The organism is Marinomonas polaris DSM 16579, from assembly GCF_900129155.1.
Classification (GTDB): domain Bacteria; phylum Pseudomonadota; class Gammaproteobacteria; order Pseudomonadales; family Marinomonadaceae; genus Marinomonas; species Marinomonas polaris.
In genome coordinates, this window is sequence record NZ_FQVF01000012.1 from 1 (window position 1) to 21,910 (window position 21,910).

23 protein-coding genes are annotated in these 21,910 nt (G+C 45.1%); 16 read left to right on the forward strand and 7 right to left on the reverse strand.

The window, feature by feature from the left end; translation table 11 throughout:
- Nucleotides 1-325, forward strand: a 325-nt coding sequence (locus tag BUA59_RS13395; RefSeq protein WP_139248883.1) for an integrase core domain-containing protein, incomplete at its 5' end; no start/stop codon positions are given.
- Here BUA59_RS13395 and BUA59_RS13400 read toward each other — a convergent pair.
- The 6 genes from BUA59_RS13400 to BUA59_RS13425 form a co-directional block, all read right to left on the reverse strand.
- Nucleotides 318-878, reverse strand: a complete 561-nt coding sequence (locus BUA59_RS13400) for a DUF262 domain-containing protein (protein ID WP_072840208.1) — start codon at nt 876-878, stop codon at nt 318-320. The genes BUA59_RS13395 and BUA59_RS13400 overlap by 8 nt on opposite strands.
- Before the next feature lie 170 nt (nt 879-1,048).
- A complete protein-coding gene (locus BUA59_RS13405; RefSeq protein ID WP_072840209.1) occupies nt 1,049-2,032 on the reverse strand; it encodes a nucleotidyl transferase AbiEii/AbiGii toxin family protein in 984 nt (327 codons plus the stop codon).
- Nucleotides 2,016-2,417 carry a DUF6088 family protein gene (locus tag BUA59_RS13410; protein WP_072840210.1) on the reverse strand — a complete coding sequence of 134 codons (402 nt, stop codon included), beginning with the start codon at nt 2,415-2,417 and terminating at the stop codon, nt 2,016-2,018. Before BUA59_RS13410 ends, BUA59_RS13405 begins: the two co-directional genes overlap by 17 nt.
- Nucleotides 2,418-2,675: 258 nt before the next feature.
- Nucleotides 2,676-3,116, reverse strand: a complete 441-nt coding sequence (locus tag BUA59_RS13415) for a GFA family protein (protein ID WP_072840211.1) — start codon at nt 3,114-3,116, stop codon at nt 2,676-2,678.
- A gap of 37 nt (nt 3,117-3,153) precedes the next feature.
- Nucleotides 3,154-3,591, reverse strand: coding sequence for a hypothetical protein (locus tag BUA59_RS13420; RefSeq protein WP_072840212.1), 438 nt, complete (start codon nt 3,589-3,591; stop codon nt 3,154-3,156).
- 84 nt (nt 3,592-3,675) lie between these two features.
- The gene (locus BUA59_RS13425) at nt 3,676-3,912 is read right to left on the reverse strand and encodes a tautomerase family protein (protein ID WP_342742493.1); all 237 of its coding nucleotides are present in this window, start codon (nt 3,910-3,912) and stop codon (nt 3,676-3,678) included.
- Nucleotides 3,913-4,844: 932 nt separating this feature from the next.
- Here BUA59_RS13425 and urtA point away from each other — a divergent pair.
- The 15 genes from urtA to BUA59_RS13500 all read left to right on the forward strand — a co-directional run bounded on the left by urtA (nt 4,845) and on the right by BUA59_RS13500 (nt 20,966).
- Nucleotides 4,845-6,128 (forward strand): urea ABC transporter substrate-binding protein, encoded by a 1,284-nt coding sequence (urtA, locus tag BUA59_RS13430; protein ID WP_072840214.1) that lies wholly within the window; start codon nt 4,845-4,847, stop codon nt 6,126-6,128.
- 155 nt (nt 6,129-6,283) lie between these two features.
- A complete protein-coding gene (gene urtB, locus BUA59_RS13435) occupies nt 6,284-7,906 on the forward strand; it encodes an urea ABC transporter permease subunit UrtB (protein WP_084122441.1) in 1,623 nt (540 codons plus the stop codon).
- Nucleotides 7,903-9,036 carry an urea ABC transporter permease subunit UrtC gene (urtC, locus tag BUA59_RS13440; RefSeq protein ID WP_072840215.1) on the forward strand — a complete coding sequence of 378 codons (1,134 nt, stop codon included), beginning with the start codon at nt 7,903-7,905 and terminating at the stop codon, nt 9,034-9,036. The genes urtB and urtC overlap by 4 nt, the downstream gene beginning before the upstream one ends.
- A complete protein-coding gene (gene urtD / locus BUA59_RS13445; protein WP_072840216.1) occupies nt 9,033-9,884 on the forward strand; it encodes an urea ABC transporter ATP-binding protein UrtD in 852 nt (283 codons plus the stop codon). The genes urtC and urtD overlap by 4 nt, the downstream gene beginning before the upstream one ends.
- On the forward strand, nt 9,881-10,588 hold the full coding sequence (gene urtE / locus BUA59_RS13450; protein WP_072840217.1) for an urea ABC transporter ATP-binding subunit UrtE: 708 nt from the start codon (nt 9,881-9,883) through the stop codon (nt 10,586-10,588). Before urtD ends, urtE begins: the two co-directional genes overlap by 4 nt.
- A gap of 53 nt (nt 10,589-10,641) precedes the next feature.
- Nucleotides 10,642-11,580 carry an urease accessory protein UreD gene (locus BUA59_RS13455; protein ID WP_072840218.1) on the forward strand — a complete coding sequence of 313 codons (939 nt, stop codon included), beginning with the start codon at nt 10,642-10,644 and terminating at the stop codon, nt 11,578-11,580.
- Between the two features lie 66 nt (nt 11,581-11,646).
- On the forward strand, nt 11,647-11,949 hold the full coding sequence (locus BUA59_RS13460; protein ID WP_072840219.1) for an urease subunit gamma: 303 nt from the start codon (nt 11,647-11,649) through the stop codon (nt 11,947-11,949).
- Nucleotides 11,950-11,964: 15 nt separating this feature from the next.
- The gene (locus BUA59_RS13465; RefSeq protein ID WP_072840220.1) at nt 11,965-12,282 is read left to right on the forward strand and encodes an urease subunit beta; all 318 of its coding nucleotides are present in this window, start codon (nt 11,965-11,967) and stop codon (nt 12,280-12,282) included.
- Entirely contained in the window at nt 12,282-13,988 is a 1,707-nt protein-coding gene (gene ureC, locus BUA59_RS13470; RefSeq protein WP_072840221.1) for an urease subunit alpha, read from the forward strand. The genes BUA59_RS13465 and ureC overlap by 1 nt, the downstream gene beginning before the upstream one ends.
- Before the next feature lie 23 nt (nt 13,989-14,011).
- Entirely contained in the window at nt 14,012-14,455 is a 444-nt protein-coding gene (locus BUA59_RS13475; protein ID WP_072840222.1) for an urease accessory protein UreE, read from the forward strand.
- Nucleotides 14,436-15,143 carry an urease accessory protein UreF gene (locus tag BUA59_RS13480; RefSeq protein ID WP_072840223.1) on the forward strand — a complete coding sequence of 236 codons (708 nt, stop codon included), beginning with the start codon at nt 14,436-14,438 and terminating at the stop codon, nt 15,141-15,143. Before BUA59_RS13475 ends, BUA59_RS13480 begins: the two co-directional genes overlap by 20 nt.
- A 52-nt stretch (nt 15,144-15,195) precedes the next feature.
- Nucleotides 15,196-15,837, forward strand: a complete 642-nt coding sequence (gene ureG / locus BUA59_RS13485; RefSeq protein WP_072840224.1) for an urease accessory protein UreG — start codon at nt 15,196-15,198, stop codon at nt 15,835-15,837.
- 70 nt (nt 15,838-15,907) lie between these two features.
- Entirely contained in the window at nt 15,908-16,507 is a 600-nt protein-coding gene (locus BUA59_RS13490) for a HupE/UreJ family protein (protein ID WP_072840225.1), read from the forward strand.
- Between the two features lie 39 nt (nt 16,508-16,546).
- Nucleotides 16,547-20,068, forward strand: a complete 3,522-nt coding sequence (locus BUA59_RS13495) for a hybrid sensor histidine kinase/response regulator (RefSeq protein ID WP_072840226.1) — start codon at nt 16,547-16,549, stop codon at nt 20,066-20,068.
- Entirely contained in the window at nt 20,055-20,966 is a 912-nt protein-coding gene (locus tag BUA59_RS13500; RefSeq protein WP_072840227.1) for a response regulator transcription factor, read from the forward strand. Before BUA59_RS13495 ends, BUA59_RS13500 begins: the two co-directional genes overlap by 14 nt.
- A gap of 16 nt (nt 20,967-20,982) precedes the next feature.
- Here BUA59_RS13500 and BUA59_RS13505 read toward each other — a convergent pair whose 3' ends face one another.
- Nucleotides 20,983-21,909 (reverse strand): CysB family HTH-type transcriptional regulator, encoded by a 927-nt coding sequence (locus BUA59_RS13505; protein ID WP_072840228.1) that lies wholly within the window; start codon nt 21,907-21,909, stop codon nt 20,983-20,985.
- Between the last annotated feature and the right edge of the window lies 1 nt (nt 21,910).

A 21,910-nucleotide genomic window follows, 5' to 3' on the forward strand; every position in this document is an offset into this window, starting at 1 on the left:
GATGTTCCACAGTGATCAGGGTAGCCATTATACAAGTCGTTATTTCAGGCAATTATTATGGAGACACCAGATTAAACAAAGCTTATCAAGACGAGGAAATTGCTGGGACAATGCACCAATGGAACGATTCTTTCGTAGCTTAAAAACAGAATGGATACCACCGTCAGGGTATCGTAACTTCCCAGCAGCACAGCAAGAAATCATTCACTATATTATTGGCTATTACAGCCAACTTAGACCCCATCAGTATAATGGTGGGTTATCACCCAATGAATCAGAACGATTATATTGGGAAAACTCTAAAACCGTGGCCAGTTTTACTTGACCACTACATGCACTGGCAAGCCTCGAGCAGTCAATGTACTCAATTTTTTTCTTTGTTCTGGAGTTATATCATCATTATCGTTGTCTTTTAGAAGGCTTTGATAATAGCTCCACGTACCAATTTTTTCTTTAACTAGTTTTCTAGTTTTGTCTGCTGCCGTTTTTTGTTCTGAAGATATGTCATGTCCAAATAGCTTATGAGATATCTGACCATCACCATAGTCATCTTCCATCCATGCACGGATAACGCTTAATCTATGTCCTCCATCAATAACAAACAAAAATGAAGGTGACATCCATAAAATTACTGAAGGAATTAGATCCCCATTTATATAGCATTCAAGTAAAGATACTACTTGGTCTGGTGTCCAATGGTTTGTTTCTCTCTGAAAATCCGGCTTCCTTAGCAGAGCCACTATTGGGCTACCTGAAGCTAATTCACGGGCTGGAATACTATTGAATGTTTCAAAAGATGAATTTTCATCTTGTTTATGAGCAAAATCAGCTCTTTTGATCATTGCATCAAGGTTTACTAAATTTGACTTAGCTGCCATGTTCCTTCCTTTTTATTTTGCTTTCTTAGATGAATAATCAACTTTATGTGTGGTTTGGTATTATAGCTATTAAGCGGTTATACGGTGACGTAATTATTACTATACTACACGTTGTGTATTGCTACCTTATTGGAATATTCTTACTTCAGATGTCGTTTTTTTGGACGTAATTATGATTGCGCTACTCTATCAAATTCAGAATCTATTTCTTTTAAGACAGCTAGCACTAAATTTTTAAATGATAGGAAAGCGTCGTCCCAAGAAACTGGGCTTTTAGAATAGACAATGGGTTCGACGTACTCTTCGTACCTTTGTCTATGAATCACATTGGTTTCCAGTAGATTTAGTCCGTAGCGTAATTCATTATAGGGAGAGGCAACCATTTGAGGGTGCTGACTTCCGTATCGAACGGTATCCATGTGAACCACTTTTTTCACCAAATTTGCTAATGCTGGTAAATCTGAAGCTTGGTGCTGTTGAGTACAATAGGTGTCGTAGACGTGTCGGATTAAAGTTTGATCATCCGCTCGTTCAATACTTCTATTACTACTCGCGGTACGGCGTAGCATGGAAATCATTTTTTCAGCTTGAGTTTCAAGAATACTGGCACATGGAAAGCTTGAAACTTCTGCCTTCTCAGACAAAATTTCGGAGTAAATGGATTGGATTTTTCTTTCATCAGCTTTGGTTAATAACTCAGATTCGATGAATTCCAATTTTATAAATGGTCTTAGGCATGGTGCTTGTTGATGTTGTTGCGGGTAGCGAATATCAAAACAAAAATAGCGGTATTCATCGCTAATTCTGACATCAGATTCTATAGAGAAAACATTTGAATTTGTAAGAATGTCTTCGATTTCGTTTTTAATGGTTCTTCTTACGCTTTTTTTGATAGATCTAGAATTAAGGTTTGAGAAAGTAGCAGAGGGGATGAGTTTTAGGTCAATGTCTTCCGACATTCGATAGGTTTTTACTTTTGATTTAGCCAGTGCTGTTCCACCAGAAAATACAATTTGATGGTAAGTTAAATTTAGTGGTGCAATTAGCTTAAGAAGCTGAACAGCATAGTAATCTTTTTCAACGATAGCAGGGTTACCAAGGCCAAGTGCATCAGCAACGTCAACAAATAAGCTGCTATCAAGCAACGTTGACACGTTGGTTTCCTACTATGATTTTGCGTTTAAAACGTGGGCTTTTTGGGCGGATTTTGATGTTGGCTGGAATCTGTGTACTCTCGCCAACCATGTTCATGGAAGAAAGTTCATCCAGTTGGTATTCAACGCCAAGCTTTTCCATCACTTCGATCATAACACCATCCGTCCCAGCTGGATTGTCTGGCATTAGCTTGCCAGTGATACGGTTTTCTCTAGCGCGAACGTACAATCCGTAGCCTATTTTCATCACATTACCTTCACGGACTAAAGTACGTAATGCCCGTCCTACTTGGTCGTAATCTGCTATATCAGTAAAATCAGCGCGTAAAAATACAGAACGCTTAGAACGCCTTACTCTCGTTTTTACTTTATCTAATATAGTCATACCACGCCTCCTGAAACTGCCTCTTAGTGTATGCAAAAATGCGACAAAATACAAAAGCAAAAATACGACAACAGTTTATTGTTTAAGCCAGATGATATTTAAGTTAAAGCTGATTGCTTTATCTTCAAAAAGACGACCACAAAAAATAAAAGCTTTGCTTTAAACCGTCTGATTACGGTCGGAATTAAAGAGCGAAATAAAGGTTGGGAATACAAAGCGTTTGAATGGAAATCAGAAGACCGTAACTGAAACTAATCTTTATGTTTTTTCGGCACTGCCTCTGCCTTCTGAATATTGCGGCAAACCGTCTGTCACCGGATTCCAACAAGCAGAATAATGCATGAATATATGGGCATCGGGTCTGTTTGGTATGTCTGAATCTAGAGTTCCCAGTGAGAACTCTACACACTCTCCGCTGTCGTTTGATGACATAAACACAAGGCTTGAACCGCAGTTATTACAAAATAGTCTTTTGCTACCATTGACGCCCAAATACTCTTTCAAGTTTTCTTTGCCCGACAGCCAATGAAAATTCTCTGCACGAGCTTCACCAAAGGTCGCGAACGCCGCGCCATGAAATTTTCGACACATTGAGCAGTGACAGTGCGCCATTTCCTTTTCGATTTTATCAACAGAATATTTGACTGCACCGCAAAGACACGATCCCTTGTATGGTGGAAATACTTCAATATCAATCATTTCAATGCTCCGCTGAATTTTTCTTAAGAATAAGATTTTATTCTGTATGTAGTTCTAACAATAATGATTCAAACAAGAAATGAGCCACAGACCTATTACATGCATTTATGTGTTTCTCGTCATCTAGATACACATACATCTTATTTACCCAGCGTAATTGTTCCTCTGTATAATTTGCCCATAAAAAGTCAGTTGTTTGACCGCGTGTTCTAGATGCACAAATAATTATATTACTGGATGGCACATCATTGAGACCTAAATGCTCTTTTATGATTTCTGCATTATCTCCAGGAGTCACTATGCTAACTATTTTTTCCTTGATTTTGAAAGTAACAGAGAAATCTAATTCGCATTCAATACGTCCAGAGGTCAAAGTAGCCACCTTATCTAGCTTTTGAGCAAGGTAGCGTAATGTAGACGTTTTGCCTGTATTTTCCGCCCCATACAAGACGTATAACAACTGATTGTTTTTCATTAATTCTCCATTAATGCGAAGGTTTGGCTCAGATCAAAAATAGAATTGTGACGTTTTCTTCAACACAATGAGTGGACGATAATGTCACTTTCTATCGCAATGCAATTTGCCCGCTTTGCCCCAATGCTCATCATCGAAGTTTTGGAAAAATACTGTGATGGCTTCAGGTGGTAATTCATAGGCTTCTTCAAATGCTTCAGTAATTCGTTGAATCAATAATTGTTTTTGCTCTTTGCTACGACCTGGAGATTGTTGGATAGTTATTATTGGCATGAACTTGCTCCTTTTAGAGGCTGTCGCAAAACTACTGCGCTCGATAATTCAGCGTTAAAAATCGTCTCAAAATGCTCATTTATAGGTATAAACTCCGCTTTTTCGTCGGTTTTTTGCCTTGCCTTATCTTCGCTCGTTACCTTTTGCGACAGCCTCTTTTAGATAGTAGTAAACATTGAACTAATATAATGGGTGAATGATTTTTCGTTATAACAGAGCTGCTGTGACCGACTCAATAATAGTCATAGATACTAAAAGACTTTCTAGTTAGCTACCAGTGTTTAGCTTACAAACCTTGATGTCGCCCTAAAGGACGACTTACCTTAGAAAATGTCTGATTACGGTCGTGCCTTCCTTATGTAGACCTACAAAAACCGATTAATTCTGCTAAACCTCATCCACACTTTCTGAACTCATATCATAGAAGAACGAACTTTGACGCGTTCTTTGCCAAAGTGTCGATTGACCTTACAGTTAAAGATAAACGATTCTTGATGAAGTCCACTAAAGTCCATCTACGCTTTCTGAACTGATACCACAGAAGAACGAACTTCGACGCAATCCTGATTGCGCGACTATATGGAGTTTCAGAGTCAGTTAAAAATTCCCTTCTTACAATTGCAAAAACAATCTATGCCTTCTGTGCGTTAGGTCAGAAGACAAATATCTATACAAAAGGGGTTTACGAGGCAATCTCCCTTAAAGCGAATTTTTGGTTACTTTTTGGGCGCTAGCAAAAAGTTACCCGCCCAGCAGGGCGGAATAAAGGTCGGGAATATAAAGCGTTTGAATGGAACCAGAAAAGGCACTCGTATTGCCCTATACGTCAAATGACGTATAGGGCTAAGTCATTTCGCGCATACCCTTCCAACGGTGATTTTTTAATACTGGCTCTACGGATTTGAGGTGTTAGAACGTTTTCTAAAAACTTCACCTGAAGACTCAACAATATTATAAATCACAATAGGACGGCTCCAACTATGAAAATCAAAACGCTTACATCTGCGATTGTGCTCTCTGGTGCAACGCTTATTGCGCTTCCTTCGCTGGCGGCAGACACAATCAAGGTCGGTGTGTTGCACTCATTGTCTGGCACGATGGCGATTTCTGAAACCACGCTAAAAGACACTGTCTTGATGATGGTGGATGAGCAAAACAAAAAGGGTGGTTTGTTAGGTAAAAAGATCGAAGCTGTGGTGGTTGACCCAGCGTCAAACTGGCCATTGTTTGCAGAAAAAGGTCGTGAGTTATTAACCAAAGACAAAGTGGATGTGATTTTTGGTAGTTGGACATCGGTTTCTCGTAAATCGGTATTGCCTGTATTGGAAGAGTTGAACGGTTTGATGTTCTACCCAGTTCAGTACGAAGGCGAAGAGTCGTCTAAAAACGTGTTCTATACAGGGGCTGCGCCAAACCAACAGGCGATTCCTGCGGTGGATTATTTGATGAACGATCTTGGCGTAGAGCGTTTTGTGTTAGCCGGAACCGATTACGTTTATCCACGTACCACTAACAAAATTCTTGAAGCCTACCTAAAAGGTAAAGGCGTTGCTGCAAGCGACATTATGATTAATTACACGCCATTTGGTCATTCTGATTGGCAGTCGATTGTGTCTGACATCAAAAAATTCGGTAGCGAAGGTAAGAAAACCGCGGTGGTTTCTACTATCAATGGTGATGCCAACGTGCCTTTCTACAAAGAATTGGGTAACCAAGGTATTTCATCTGAAGACATCCCTGTGGTGGCTTTCTCTGTGGGTGAAGAAGAGCTTTCTGGTTTAGATACGAAACCATTGGTTGGTCACTTGGCAGCTTGGAACTATTTCGAAAGCGTAGACACACCTGAAAACGAAGCGTTCATCAAGGCTTGGCATGCATACACAAAAAATCCTGATCGCGTAACGAATGACCCAATGGAAGCGACTTATATCGGTTTCAAAATGTGGGCAAACGCGGTAACAAAAGCGGGCACAACGGATGTTGATGCGGTTGAGCAAGCTATGATCGGTCAAACAACGCCAAACCTTACTGGCGGTATTGCAGTAATGAACAAAAACCATCACTTGAGTAAGCCTGTACTGATTGGCGAGATCCAAGACGACGGTCAGTTTGAAGTGGTTTGGAAAACTGATGGCGTGGTTGCGGGTGATGCTTGGTCTGATTTCTTGCCAGGTTCTAAAGATCTGATTTCAGATTGGACGGCGCCGATCAAGTGCGGTAACTACAACACCAAAACTAAGACATGTTCTGGTCAGAATTACTAATTTGACCCATTCCCAGGGGTAACCTCGACTCTCTGTCTAGCAGGCTAATAAGCGAGTTAGTCAGAGAGTTATTTTTTACCTTCGAACAAGCTTCTAACTTCTTTTTAGCGTTGTGTTTTTGAATGCTATCGCAATAAACCTACGACACTTGGAGTATGACCTTGAGACGTATCACCTTGAGACATTGTATTGCACTTTGTTGCTGTCTTTTTGGGCTCTTTTCCCTTTCTACTCATGCGGCTGAATCAGTGTCTTTAGATCCTTTGCTTGCTGAGTTAGGTGAGGCCAAAATCAAAGATATGGAGCCTATTCTAGTCAGAATCGAAGCCGTATCCGATGAAACCGTTCTGCCGCTTCTACGCACCTTATTAAACGGTAACTTGTATTACATCAAGGCAGAAAAAAAGGTCATTGGTCAATTCGAAACCAACGGCGAAACTTATTACAAAGACGTATTTACTGACGAAATCAACGCTGGCATTGATAAGCGTGATGTCGACAAAATCCGTGTGAACAATAACTTACGTGGGTATTTGCGTAACGCCATTGCCCGTATTCAACTTACTTCCAAATCGCCAAGCGTGCGTGAAAATGCCGTACGCGAATTACTGTCCAAATTAGATGGCAGCACAGTGGCGGTGTTAGAAGGTCTTTACCCGAACGAGACCAATAAAAAAGTAAAAGACGCTATGGGATTGGCGTTGGCTATGAATACTGCGTCACAAACGGAATTGGCAGCGTCTAACCGTATCGCTGCGATTGAAAAGCTTTCCTCTAGTTTAGAAAACGATGTTCGAAACCTACTGACTACCTTAACTCGTGATGACAATACGGCGGTGGTGAGTGCTGCGAATATCGCCTTAGAAAAAATCGCACAACGGGCGAATCGTTTTGCCTTTGTCGATCAGTTATTTTTTGGTTTAAGCCTTGGCTCTGTGTTGTTGCTGGCGTCTATTGGCTTGGCGATTACCTTTGGGGTAATGGGCGTTATTAACATGGCCCATGGCGAAATGATTATGCTCGGCGCTTACACGACGTATGTGGTGCAGATGATGATGCCGAATTACATCGATTATTCAATTTGGGTAGCGATTCCTGCGGCCTTTTTGGTGTCGGGTTTGATGGGCGTGTTGATCGAGCGTTTAGTGATTTGCCGCTTGCATGGTCGCCCATTAGAAACCTTGCTAGCGACCTTTGGTATCAGTCTGATCTTGCAGCAATTGGTGCGAACCATTTTCTCGCCGCTTAACCGTCAAGTGTCTACGCCTAGCTGGATGAGCGGCTCTTGGGAAATAAACCCAGTGTTGTCTTTGACGTTGAACCGTTTGTACATTCTTGCCTTTGCCTTGCTGGTATTTATCGTCTTGGTGATTGTATTGAAGAAAACTCCCCTTGGTCTAAACGTTCGTGCGGTATCGCAAAATCGCAACATGGCAAAAGCCATGGGGGTGAAAACCAATTGGGTTGATGCGATGACCTTCGGTCTGGGTTCTGGTATCGCTGGTATTGCGGGTGTTGCCTTGAGCCAATTAACGAACGTTGGGCCAAACTTGGGGCAGGCCTACATTATCGATTCTTTCATGGTGGTGGTGTTCGGTGGCGTGGGTAACTTGTTGGGTACTTTAGTTGCTGCCTTCACTTTGGGTATCGCGACGAAGTTTCTTGAACCAACCACGGGTGCGGTTCTCGCAGCGATTCTGGTGTTGGTGTTTATTATTCTCTTTATCCAAAAACGTCCTAAGGGACTCTTTCCACAAAAAGGGAGGGCGGCAGAATGACACGTCTTACAGCTTGGTTTTCTGAAGGGCGCTCGACGGGCAAACACACTCTGCCATTTGTGGTGATTTTATTGAGTGTGACGATTCTTGCTTCGGCAGCGAATCTGTTTTTACCTGTCGACTCGATCTTCTATGTCAGCACTTACACCATCACGCTTTTAGGTAAGTATTTGTGCTACGCCATGCTGGCGTTGGCGGTGGATATTATTTGGGGTTATTGCGGTATTTTGAGTTTAGGTCACGGGGCATTTTTCGCCTTGGGCGGTTACGCGATGGGCATGTATTTGATGCGCCAAATCGGTGATCGCGGGGTTTATGGTAATCCTTTACTGCCTGACTTTATGGTGTTTTTGGATTGGAAAGAATTGCCATGGTTTTGGCTGGGGATGGATCAGTTCTGGTTCGCCATGTTGATGGCTGTGGTGGTTCCCGGTTTCTTAGCCTTTGTGTTTGGTTGGTTGGCGTTTCGCTCTCGTGTTACCGGCGTTTACCTTTCCATCATGACGCAGGCCTTAACTTATGCCTTGTTGCTGGCCTTCTTCCGCAACGAAATGGGCTTTGGCGGCAACAATGGTCTGACCGATTTTAAAGAAATCCTTGGCTTTAATTTGCAAGCCGACAGCACGCGCGTAGCTTTGTTTTTGATTACAGCGATTTTGCTGGCGGTGATCTTCGTGGTCAGCCAGAAGATCTTGTCCTCTCGTCTTGGCAAGGTGGTGTTGGCGATTCGTGACTCGGAATCTCGCTCACGCTTTATTGGTTATCGCACTGATAGATACAAGGTCTGGTTGTTTGTCTATTCCGCTGTGATTGCAGGTATTGCCGGTGCTTTGTATGTACCACAAGTCGGCATTATCAACCCTGGCGAGTTTTCTCCTATCAACTCTATCGAGATGGTGATTTGGGTAGCAGTGGGTGGCCGTGGCACCTTAATTGGCGCGGTGATCGGTGCATTGTTGGTGAACTACGCGAAAACCCGTTTTACCGCGATTATGCCGGATGCTTGGCTGTTCGCCTTGGGTGCCATGTTTGTTCTGGTTACCTTGTATTTACCAAAAGGCTTGATGGGTTTGTATGGGCAGCTAAAGGCCAAGCGAAATACAGTTATGAATAAGGAGTCGCAAGCATGAGTACATTAGACAACACTCGTGAATTTTTCCGTCGTGATCAGGTATGGTCATTTCTAGCGCCCGAGCAAGCTGCCGTCAATGTCGACAACAAGATGATTCTCTATGTGGAAGACTTGAATCTGAGCTTCGACGGCTTTAAAGCCTTAAACAACCTTAATCTTTATATCAACGACGGTGAATTACGTTGTTTGATCGGTGCCAATGGCGCGGGCAAAACCACCTTGATGGATGTGATTACCGGCAAAACTCAGTGTGATTCAGGCACGGTTTTCTTTGGGCAAAATCACAACTTATTGAACAAAGACGAAGCTGAAATTGCCCAGCTTGGTATTGGTCGTAAATTTCAAAAGCCAACCGTGTTTGAAGAGCAAACCGTGTTCGACAATTTGGAGTTATCTCTTAAAACTGACAAGCGTGTATTGCCGACTTTGTTCTCGCGTTTAACACCGACACAAATCGACCGTATTGATGACGTATTAAAAACCATTGGTTTGGCTAAGCATAGATTCATGTTAGCGGGCGCCTTGTCTCATGGTCAAAAACAATGGTTAGAAATCGGTATGTTGCTGGTGGCTGAGCCAAGACTTTTGTTGATCGATGAACCTGTAGCCGGAATGACAGCACAAGAAACCGAACGTACGGCCGAGCTGCTAACGTCTTTGGCGGGTGAGCGTACGGTAATTGTGGTCGAACACGATATGGAATTTGTACGCAGTATTGCTCGCACGGTAACGGTATTGCATCAAGGTTCTGTTTTGGCCGAAGGCACGATGGATCAGATTCAAAGTAACAAAGACGTGATTGAGGTATACCTTGGTGAAGAAGCAGCGGCAGGAGAACAGGCATGATTTCAATTAACAAGGTTGATCAACTTTACGGCGGCACGCAGATTCTTTGGGGCTTGGATTTAGAGATAGTACCCGGTTCGATTACTTGCATCATGGGTCGAAACGGCGTGGGTAAAACCACCTTGCTAAAAGCCATCATGGGTTTGTTGCCGATCAAAAGTGGTGAGATCACCATGGAAGGCGAAACGCTAAACAAGCAAAGCGCAGAGAAGCGCGCTTATTCAGGTATTGGATATGTTCCACAAGGTCGAGACATTTTTCCCATGCTGACCGTGGAAGAAAATCTGCGCATTGGTTTGCCTGTGCGAGGCAAGCGTACCAAGGATTCGCCGAAAGACATCCCAGAGAAAATCTTCGAACTTTTCCCAGTATTGAAAGACATGCTGCATCGTCGCGGTGGCGATTTATCCGGTGGACAACAACAGCAACTTGCCATCGGCCGTGCCTTGGTATTAGAACCAAAAGTCTTAATCTTGGACGAGCCTAACGAAGGCATTCAGCCCAACATTGTTAAACAAATTGGCGATGTGATTTTAAAGCTCAATGCGGAAGAAGGTTTGACCGTTATCTTGGTGGAACAAAAGCTCGGTTTCGCCCGTCGCGTGGGTAAAGAATTTCGTTTGATGGAAAAAGGACGCATTGTGGCGGCGGATAAAATGGAGAACCTTAACGATACTTTGATAAAGCAGTATTTGGCGGTGTGATTTTTGCATTGGTTGGAATCAGCAGCCACGCGAAAGACGCTTATAGGGCATCAATGAATAATAAACATAATCTTGCTTTGGCAGAACAATACGACCAAAAGCCGCTGCTAGAAACAAACATGCCAGTGACAGGGGATGCTTCTCACTGGCATGCGTTTCTGACCTTAGGCTTTTCTCAAACAACTCGCGGTACCGTGTTGAAAACCTGTGATCACAAAGGGCCTTTGTACGTGCAGAAGCCTTTTTATCCTGAAGGTCGAGACACGGCGCACGTCTATTTATTGCATCCACCGGGCGGTTTGGTTTCGGGGGATCGTCTCACGATTACGGCAAACTTAGCCGAAAATACACACGTTTTAATCACTACGCCGGGTGCTGGTCGTGTTTATCGTGCTCGTAAAGACAAAACCCTACAACATCAAATTACCCAGTTAAACGTCGCTGAAAACAGCTTAATGGAATGGTTACCACAAGAAACCATTCTTTATCCGAATGCTCATACTCGCCTTGAAAACTGTATCGATCTTGCTGATAACGCTAAGTTTATCGGCTGGGAAATCACTTGCTTTGGCTTGCCCGCCAATAAAGAAGATTTTGGCGAAGGCCACGCAGAGCAAGGCTTTCAGATTCGTCAGAACGGTCGTCTTAAAGTTCGTGAGCGATTGGTGATAGATGATAACAGCCGAGCTATTTTTAGCGCCAAAGCCGGACTAGATGGCAAGCCAATCAATGGTTTGATGATTGCGGGGCCTTTTGATTTGACGGAACTTTCTAATTCAGTCAATCACGACGAACTGATCGATTCCTTACGCCAGCACTGTACCCAACATGGGTCATTAAGTGGCGTAAGCATGGTAGGTGAGTACATCTTAGTTCGCAGTCTTCACGATGATTCAGAACAAGTGAAACAGCTATTTATCCAGTGCTGGCGCGATATTCGTCCCGCATTAATGAACAAAGAATCCAATGAACCGAGAATTTGGTCGACCTAAAAAGGTGCGCATGCTCTTTTTTGGTTCAATGAAAACAATCATAAAGTTAAATAACGGAGCATTAAAATGGAACTCCTCCCTAGAGAAAAAGACAAGCTGCTTGTATTTACCGCCGCCTTGCTTGCCGAACGTCGTTTAAATCGCGGACTCAAATTGAATTACCCCGAAGCCATGGCGTACATCACCATGGAAATTATCGAGGGCGCCCGCGATGGCAAAACCGTGGCGGAGTTGATGGCTTATGGCAAAACGGTATTAAGCGCGGAACAAGTGATGGACGGCGTGGTGGAATTGATCCATGAAGTACAAGTTGAAGCCACATTCCCAGATGGGACGAAACTTGTCACCGTTCATAATCCTATAAATTAGGGAAGGAGAACCCCCATGATTCCAGGTGAAATACAGGTTGCCGCAGGCGTTATTGAACTCAATGTGGGGCGCAAAACGGTGAAAATTCGTGTCGAAAATACCGGTGATCGTCCTGTGCAAATTGGCTCCCATTATCATTTTTACGAAGTGAATCCTGCTTTGTCCTTTGATCGTACCGTGACCAAAGGCTTTCGTTTGAATATCGCGTCTGGCACGGCGGTGCGTTTTGAACCCGGTCAAGGTCGCGAAGTGGAGTTGGTTGAATACGCCGGCACGAAAACCATTTATGGCTTCCGTGGTGAAGTCATGGGCAAACTGGGAGGAGCAGAATAATGGCGACGATGGATAGACAAAGTTACGCGCAAATGTTCGGTCCAACCACTGGTGACCGCGTGCGTTTAGGCGATACCGATATCTGGATTCAGGTGGAAAAAGATTTCACCGTGTATGGCGACGAAGTGAAATTCGGCGGCGGCAAGGTAATTCGCGACGGCATGGGACAAAGCCAAGTGACCAATGAAGTTGCTGTAGATTTGGTGATTACCAATGCCTTGGTGCTGGATCATTGGGGCGTTGTGAAAGCTGACGTTGGCATCAAAGAAGGCCGCATTTTTAAAGTCGGTAAAGCCGGTAACCCAGACGTGCAAGATAACGTCGATATTGTGGTCGGACCGGGAACAGAAGTCATCGCTGGCGAAGGTTCTATTTTGACCGCGGGTGGCATCGATGCGCACATTCACTTTATTTGTCCGCAACAAATTGAAGAAGCCTTGACCTCTGGTGTCACCACCATGATTGGCGGCGGCACTGGCCCAGCGACGGGAACCAAAGCGACGACTTGTACGCCGGGGCCTTGGTATCTTGGCAAGATGTTACAAGCCACCGACAGCATGCCGATGAACTTGGGCTTTTTGGGCAAAGGCAACGCCAGTCTGCCAGAAGCCTTAGAAGAACAGCTAGAAGCGGGCGCTTGTGGTCTGAAATTGCACGAAGATTGGGGAACCACGCCAGCGTCGATTGATTGCTGTTTGAGTGTGGCGGAAAAATACGATGTGCAAGTGGCGATTCACACCGATACCTTGAACGAATCAGGCTTTGTTGACAGCACCATTGGTGCCTTTAAAGATCGCGTGATTCACACTTATCACACCGAAGGAGCGGGCGGCGGCCATGCCCCAGACATTATTCAAGCCTGTTCCAATCCGAATGTTTTACCATCGTCGACCAATCCAACCCGCCCTTATACGCGCAACACGGTAGACGAGCATTTGGATATGTTGATGGTGTGTCACCATTTGGACAGCAATATTCCAGAAGACGTGGCCTTTGCTGATTCGCGTATTCGCAAAGAAACTATTGCTGCGGAAGACATTCTGCATGATCGTGGCGCGTTCAGTATGATTTCGTCTGATTCCCAAGCCATGGGACGAGTAGGCGAAGTGGTGACTCGTACATGGCAAACGGCTCACAAGATGAAGCAGCAGTTTGGTTTATTGCCAGAAGACCAAGAGCTTGGTGCGGATAATTTCCGCGCCCGTCGTTACATTGCCAAGTACACCATTAACCCAGCCATTGCTCATGGTATTAGCCATGAAGTCGGATCGATTGAGCCTGGCAAAATGGCGGATTTAGTCTTGTGGAAGCCAGCTTTTTTTGCGGTGAAACCTTCGATGATCATCAAAGGCGGCATGATCGCCAGCGCGCCAATGGGCGACCCAAATGCCTCTATTCCGACGCCACAGCCAGTGCATTATCGTCCTATGTTTGGTTCATTCGGCAAAGCCGCAGCGGCGACGTCTGTTACCTTTGTTTCTAAGGCGGCGCTGAATAATGGTTTGAAGGAAAGTCTTGGTTTGGATCGTACTTTGGTGGCCTGTAAAAACACACGCAATATTTCCAAACTTGACATGATTCATAACGATTGGTTGCCGAACATTACCGTCGATCCGCAAACCTATGAAGTGCGTGCCGATGGCGAATTATTAACCTGCGAGCCAGCTGAAGTCTTGCCCTTGGCTCAGCTTTACACTCTCTTTTAGGAACGTTTTTTTAGGAACATACGATGCTAGATATTTACGAAAGATTAGGCACCCATTGTCACGATCCAGTCCACACCACAGTAACGTTAACTCACGAACAGCGTGATCGTGGGCGTCTTAAACTTGTGGGCGATAACAACGAAGAAGTTCGAGTTTTCCTTGAGCGTGGTAAGCCGCTGTTAGTGGGTGAATTTTTAAAATCTGAATGCGGCAAGATAGTTCAAGTCAATGGCGCGGTTGAAGACGTAGCCCATGCCAGCTGTGAAGACTGGGAAGCCTTTTCTAAAGCCTGTTATCACTTGGGTAATCGTCACACCAAAATCCAAATTGGCGAACGCTGGTTGCGCATCAAACCTGATCACGTTTTAGAAGACATGCTGCACATGCTTGGCTTGATCGTTACCCATGAAGAGGGCGTATTTGTCCCAGAATCTGGAGCTTATAGTCATGGGCATAGTCACCACTAGCACAGTCACCAGTAATATTGTCACCACTGACATCAGCTTGTTGCGGCTTTTGCAGCTAAGCAGTGTGGGTTTGCCAGTGGGCGGTTTTGCCTTTTCCCAAGGCATGGAATACGCCATCGACCAAGGTTGGGTAAAAAACAAAGCCGAAGTGTCCGATTGGATCGGTTTGCAGCTGCAGCAGTCTGTGGCGCGGATTGATTTGCCCGTATTGCAGCTTTGCATGGCAGCGGCTAAGCAGAATGATACTGAACGCTTGCTTGAACTGAATGATCTGATCTTGGCGTGTCGAGAAACTAAAGAGTTGCGTTTAAACGACACCGCCATGGGCGAAGCCTTGTTTCGCTTGATGGGCAGTTTGCAAATAGACACGCCGTTTAAGCGTTTAGACGAAATGAGCTTTGTCACCCTGTTTGCCATTGCAGCGAGCCATTGGAACCTAAAACCTGATCTTGCTTCATTGGGCTTTGCTTGGTCTTGGTTGGAAAACCAAATTGCCGCCGCGACCAAACTGGTTCCCCTTGGGCAAACGCAAGCACAAGAATTATTGGGTGAATTACAGACAGATATTCGGCACGCCATTGCCATGTCGTTAACCATTGAAGAAGACCGCATTGGCGCGGGGTTACCTGCCATCGCCATTGCCAGTGCTCAGCACGAAACACAATATTCGCGGCTGTTTCGCTCTTAGGCGAAGCGGCGCTCCTATTTATTGAAGGAACATAGTTTTAAGAGGAATTAGCATGAAAAAACAAACATTACGAATTGGTGTAGGTGGTCCAGTAGGATCAGGTAAAACCGCGTTGCTGCGTTCTTTGTGTAGTGCTATGCGTGACTATTACAACATTGCCGTGGTCACCAATGATATTTATACCCAAGAAGACGCGAAGTTCCTAACTCAGCATGAAGCCTTGGATGCAGATCGTATTATCGGTGTCGAAACCGGTGGTTGTCCGCATACGGCGATTCGTGAAGACGCGTCGATGAACTTGGCGGCGATTGACCAATTGCTAGAGCGCCATGGTGAATTGGATGTGGTGTTTGTGGAAAGTGGTGGCGACAACTTGAGCGCGACCTTTAGTCCAGAGCTATCCGATTTTACCATTTATGTTATTGATGTCTCCGCTGGTGACAAAATTCCTCGTAAAGGCGGCCCGGGTATTACTAAGTCCGATTTGTTGATTATTAATAAAACCGACTTGGCTCCTTTGGTTGGTGCGTCTTTGGACGTTATGGCGCACGACGCCAAAATTCAACGAGGTGATCGTCCGTTTATTTTTTCGAATCTTAAAAAAGCCCAAGGTTTGGATGAGATTATTCAGATCATTGTGTCGGAAGGGATGTTGGAAGCAAAAGAGTTACCAGCAGCGAAGGCCGTCGTTTAAACGACTACTGCGCTCGTAACGTCTTTGGGAAGTATTAAGTTCAGATTTATCAAGTATTAGGAGAAAAATTATGAATGCGTTGAAAGAAAGAGCATTGAAAACAAAAGGTTTGTTGGTAGCAGCTTCGGTATTAGCGTCAGGTTCTGTGCTTGCTCATCCGGGGCATGAACAAGCTTCTAGCTTTATGACGGGTTTTGCTCACCCAATGGGCGGTTTGGATCATCTTTTGGCTATGGTGGCGATTGGTCTTTGGGCAGCGAGCATTGGAGGTCGCGCTTTGTGGGCGATTCCAGCTGCGTTTGTTGTGACTATGTTGCTGGGCGGCGGTTTAGCGGTAGCGGGTCTGAATGTGCCATTTGTTGAGCAAGGTATTTTGTTGTCAGTTATCGTTTTGGGCGCCTTGGTTCTGTTTGCTAAGCGTTTACCAACGGCGGTTTGCGTGGCGATTGCAGGGGCTTTTGCGTTATTCCACGGTGCCGCTCATGGTATGGAAATGCCTTTGAATGCCAATGGTCTGCAATATGCGTTGGGCTTTGCTTTGGCTACGGCTGGCTTACATGTGGTTGGTCTAGGCTTTGGTCAGGTAATGGCGAAAATCGGCACGCCTTTGGTGACGCGCATTAGTGGTTCTTTAATTGCGACAGCGGGTTTGTTTCTTGCTTTTGCATAAGAAGATGGTCGGCATCTTAATGCCTAAGTCCGAGATATTATGACAGCGGCACAAAAGATCTTTAAAGTGCGACGTCACTATAATAAGTGGGTTGCTGACCAAACGATGGAAGATTACGCTCTGCGTTATACTTCTAGGAATGAAAACGCCTCTCACGGTAGTGCGTCATCGCATGGGTATGCGATGACGATTGAGCGAATCGGTCATACGGCGCTCGGTGCGACCGCGTTTTTAGCTTTAGAGGGATTGGCCGCGGTTATTACACTGGCGTATGGGTTTACCAATGCCGTAGCGGCCATTCTCACGGTATTGGCGGTGTTTTTTATCACCGGTTTTCCCATTGCTTATTATTCTGCCAAGCATGGCTTGGACATAGATTTACTGACTCGAGGAGCGGGTTTTGGCTATCTTGGGTCGACGATAACCTCACTGATTTACGCCACATTCACATTTATCTTTTTTGCTATCGAAGCAGCGATTTTAGCCTCGGCGTTGGAAGTTTTGTTGGGCATTCCGTTGGCCTTGGGTTATGCGCTTTCGGCTATCTTTGTGATTCCTATCGTAACGCATGGTATTCGTGCTATTAGTCGCTTTCAAAATGGCAGCCAGTGGATTTGGTTGGTATTACAAGTGGCGGCTATCGGCGTGGTGGTGACGCAGGAATATCAAAGCTTCGAAGGCTGGACGCAATACGCGCCGGTGGATTTACCACAAAGTACGCATTTCGATTGGATATTATTTGGCTCGGCGGCGTCTGTGTTATTTGCCTTGATGGCGCAGATTGGCGAGCAAGTCGACTATTTACGTTTTTTTCCTATCAAGAACAAACAAAACCGCCGTCGCTGGTGGTTTTGGCTTATTTTAGCTGGCCCAGGTTGGGTGTTTATTGGTGCGATCAAAATGCTGTTGGGCTCTTTTTTAGCCTACTTGGCAATCTCTGATGGTGCTTCCGCGATACAAGCCACCGATCCAACTTATTTGTATCAGCGCATCTTTTTCTTTTTAACTACCTCGCCCACTACCGCATTGATTCTGGCAGCGGTGTTTGTATTTATCTGCCAGATGAAAATCAACTTAACCAACGCCTATGCAGGTTCCATTGCTTGGTCTAATTTCTTCTCGCGTTTAACTCATTCTCATCCGGGCCGTGTCGTCTGGTTGGTATTCAACGTTACCATTGCGTTATTACTGATGGAGTTGGGTATTTATCAAGCCTTGGGCGCGATTTTGGGCGTGTTTGCCATCGCGGCGGTGAGCTGGCTGGGCAGTTTGTCGGCGGATTTATTGATCAACAAACCGTTGGGATTAAGTCCCAATTATGTCGAGTTTAAACGCGCGCATTTATACGACATTAATCCTGTAGGAACAGGCTCGATGTTGATCGCGACCACGTTAGGGTTAGTGAGCTATTTAGGTGTCTTTGGTGAAGTGGCGAAAAGCTTGTGTCACTTTATTTCGTTAGGTTCTTGTTTCGTGTTTGTGCCGCTGATTGCTTGGCTTACCAAGGGCAAATATTACCTTGCGCGCCAAAGCCCAGAGCTGATTCCGATGATAGAGCTAGCAAGACAGCGCAACCCTAAGTATGTCACCTTGACCTGCGGGATTTGTGAGAATGCTTTCGAAACGGAAGACATGAGTTTTTGTTCTGCCTACATGCAGCCAATTTGTTCTTTGTGTTGTTCCTTGGATGTGCGCTGTTTAGACAGTTGTAAGCCGCAGGCGAGTATTGGTCAGCAGAGTGATTATTTCTTAAAGCTGTTTTTGCCCAAAGGTTTGGTAAAAGCGCTGAGTTCGCGCTTTGGTCGTTTTGCGTCTTTGTTGTTGGTGATCAATATCATTAACGCGGCACTGATGATGTTGATTTATCGGCAGATGGCACCGAGTTCGCTGAATGAAGCTGTCTTGCTGAAAGACACCATGTTGGCGCTGTTTTTCACCTTATTGATCGTATCTGGCGTTTTGTCGTGGTTGTTTGTGTTGGCGCATGAAAGTCGAGTGGTGGCGCAGAAAGAATCGAATCGCCAAACGCGAAAACTGATACGTGAGATTGACGCTCACCAAGAAACTGACCGTGCATTACAAAATGCCAAAGAGCAGGCAGAGCGGGCAAATGAGGCGAAAAGTCGTTATCTAACTGGTATCAGCCATGAATTACGCACGCCGCTGCAATCTATTATTGGCTATGCGCAACTCTTGTCAGAAAAAGCCAATACGCCATCTGGGCATCAGAATGGCTTGGATATTATTCATCGCAGCGGTTTGTATTTGGCAGATTTGATCGAAGGTTTGTTGGATATTTCGAAGATCGAAGCGGGGCGCTTTGATCTGTACCGCAATACGGTGGATTTTCCGAAATTGATCGATCAGCTAAACAGTATGTTTGCCATGCAGGCTCGTGACAAAGGCATTCAATTACAATCGAAAATTCTCGCGCCTTTGCCTCAGCATGTGGTGACGGATGAAAAGCGTTTGCGGCAAATTTTGATCAATTTGTTGTCAAATGCGGTGAAATACACGCCAAAAGGCTCGGTTTTGTTCGAAGTGAACTATCGCAATCAAGTGGCGGAGTTTGTTATTCGAGACACGGGCGTTGGTATTAAAGAAGGACATTTAAAGCGTATTTTTGATCCGTTTGAGCGAGTCCGCGACGTCAGTACTGGCAATTTACCCGGCACTGGCTTGGGCTTGACCATAGTGAAGTTGCTGACGGAAATTATGGGCGGTGATATACAAGCTCATTCTGTGGTCGGCGAGGGCAGTGAGTTTCGCGTTAGCCTGATGTTGCCTTGGGTCAGCCAAGGAGATGGCTCGGCTTATGAATACAAACGCATCGTGAGTTATCGTGGCTATCAGCGTACTCTGATGGTGGTGGATGATGACCCTGTGGTGCGTGGTTTGTTGTCGGATATTCTCGTGCCGCTTGGTTTTAATGTGTTGGAAGCCGCCGATGCTGAAAGCTGCTTGGATGAGTTGGAATCCTGCTCTCCGGATTTATTTGTCTTAGATGTGTCGATGCCCGGAATGGATGGTTTGAGCTTGGCTAAGCTGTTGCGAGATCGGGCTTATAGTACGCCGATTATTATGTTGTCCGCAGATGCCAAAGAAAATCAACGTAAGCCTGACGAGCAAGCGGCGTTTAATCAGTATTTAGTCAAACCGGTGAACAACAGTGCTTTGTTAGATGCGATTAAAAACTGGCTGGTGCTGGATTGGGTGTATCAAGAAACTGAATTAGACACCTTGGCACCGATTGCTATTACTCATAACGTTGGCAGCCAGGAAGAATCTCATCAGAAAGCGTTAGATGGGCAACAACCAGTCGCCATTCCAGACCATGAAAGTGTGCGGGAGTTGATGGCGTTCGCGGAAATGGGTTACAAAAAAGGCGTGCGTGGCGTGTTGGATCAATTGGCTAAAACAGACGTGATTGCCCCGAGCCATTTGCTGCAATTGGAAAGCTTGTATCAAAGCTTTCAGTTCGATGCAATTGCCCAATATATACAAAAAAACTCATGTGTAATCAGTGATGTAAGTGAGAAATCTAATTATGAATCCGAGTAGTAAAAGTGACATTGTTTTAGTGGTCGACGACTCGCCAGATGCGTTGAGCCTAATTCATGACACCTTGGAAACGGCCAATATGGATGTGCTTGTTGCCCTTGAAGGAAAACAAGCCTTAACTATCGCCCGACGGATTCGTCCTGACATTATTTTGCTCGATGCCATCATGCCGAATATGGATGGTTTTGAAACTTGCAGAGCGCTAAAAGCCGACCAAAGCTTGGCGTCGATTCCGGTTATTTTCATGACAGGTTTGAGCGATACTGATGACATTGTACGTGGTCTAGAAGCGGGCGGCGTAGATTATCTCACTAAGCCAATTCAACCCAATGAGTTGATTGCTCGCATGCGTGTGCACTTGTCTAATGCTCGTTTGAGCAACAATGCACAATCAGCACTTGATAGCATGGGACAGTATTTAATGACGACAACCTATGCAGGGGGAATTGCTTGGGCAACGCCGCAAACCTATGCCTTACTTGCCAAAGCGCGCGCCAGCAGTGAATGGCAAAGTACGGAATTAGCCTTGCAAATACGTCTTTGGTTAGCTCATCAACCTGTGGTCGGCAACGTCTTGAAACTCAGCGGTTTGGAATACCCTTTAGCGCTGAAAATGATGGGCGTCACCGAGCAAAAAGAAGTACTTTTAAGGCTGGAAGACGGCGATAAACCAGCAGGCCCAGCCTTGTTGAAGAAAGAACTGGATTTAACGGATCGCGAATCAGAAGTATTGCACTGGATTGCCAACGGTAAAACTAATCGCGAAATCGCTGAAATTCTTGAAATGAGCCCGCGCACAGTCAACAAACACCTAGAGCAAATCTTCCCTAAGCTTGGTGTCGAAAACCGCACCTCAGCCGCTGGTGTGGCTCTGCGGGTTTTGTCGGCTGAGCGCTAATTTAAAAGGGCGTTAGCTATTCGGGCTTTATCTCTGCATTTATGACGTCGGCGGTTAAATTGTCAGCGCATAAATGAATGAAGTCATAGGCGTATTGGCGTAAATAATGCCCTCGGCGTAAGCCAATTTTACTCCAGCTGGGGTCGAATAAATGTTGTGACGGTAAGATAACCAGATCTGTATCACGTTTTTCATCGTAGGCGACGGACGCAATAATCCCCACGCCCATGCCCAATTCCACATACGATTTGATGACGTCCGCATCTAACGCTGACATGTCGATATTCGGTTTTTCTCCCGCATGCCGAAAGGCTTTTTCGATATTTGCTCGGCCAGTAAATCCATCGTGATAGGTCACTATCGGATAAGCGTTGATGGCTTTTAATGTCAGTGGTTGAGGATGCTGATTCAATGGGTGATCTTTGGGCACGACGACGGTGTGCGTCCATTGATAGTAAGGGAAGCTTGCCAATTCGGCGATGTCGCCCAGTGTCTCTGTGGCAATACCAATGTCGGCTTCGCCGGCGAGTAACAGTTTAGCAATTTCGCTTGGACTACCTTGATGTAACTTCAAATGAACTTTTGGGTATTTTTGCTTAAATAAGGTAATCACCGCCGGCAGGATATATCTTGCCTGCGTGTGAGTGGTGGCGATGGTGAGTTCGCCACTGTCGTTGTCGCGATAGTGATCTGCTAAGTTTTTGATGTTGTTGGCATCCAACAGAATTCGCTCGGCAATTTTGATTAATTCTTTGCCCGGCTCGGTGAGTCCGAGCAGTCGTTTGCCTTTTCTAACAAACAGTTCAACACCTAGCTCGTCTTCTAAATCTTTGATGTGTTTAGAAACACCCGATTGCGACGTGAAAAGGTGGTTGGCCGCCTCCGTCAGATTGAAATCTTGTCTGACGGTTTCTCGCAAAATACGTAATTGCTGAAAATTCACT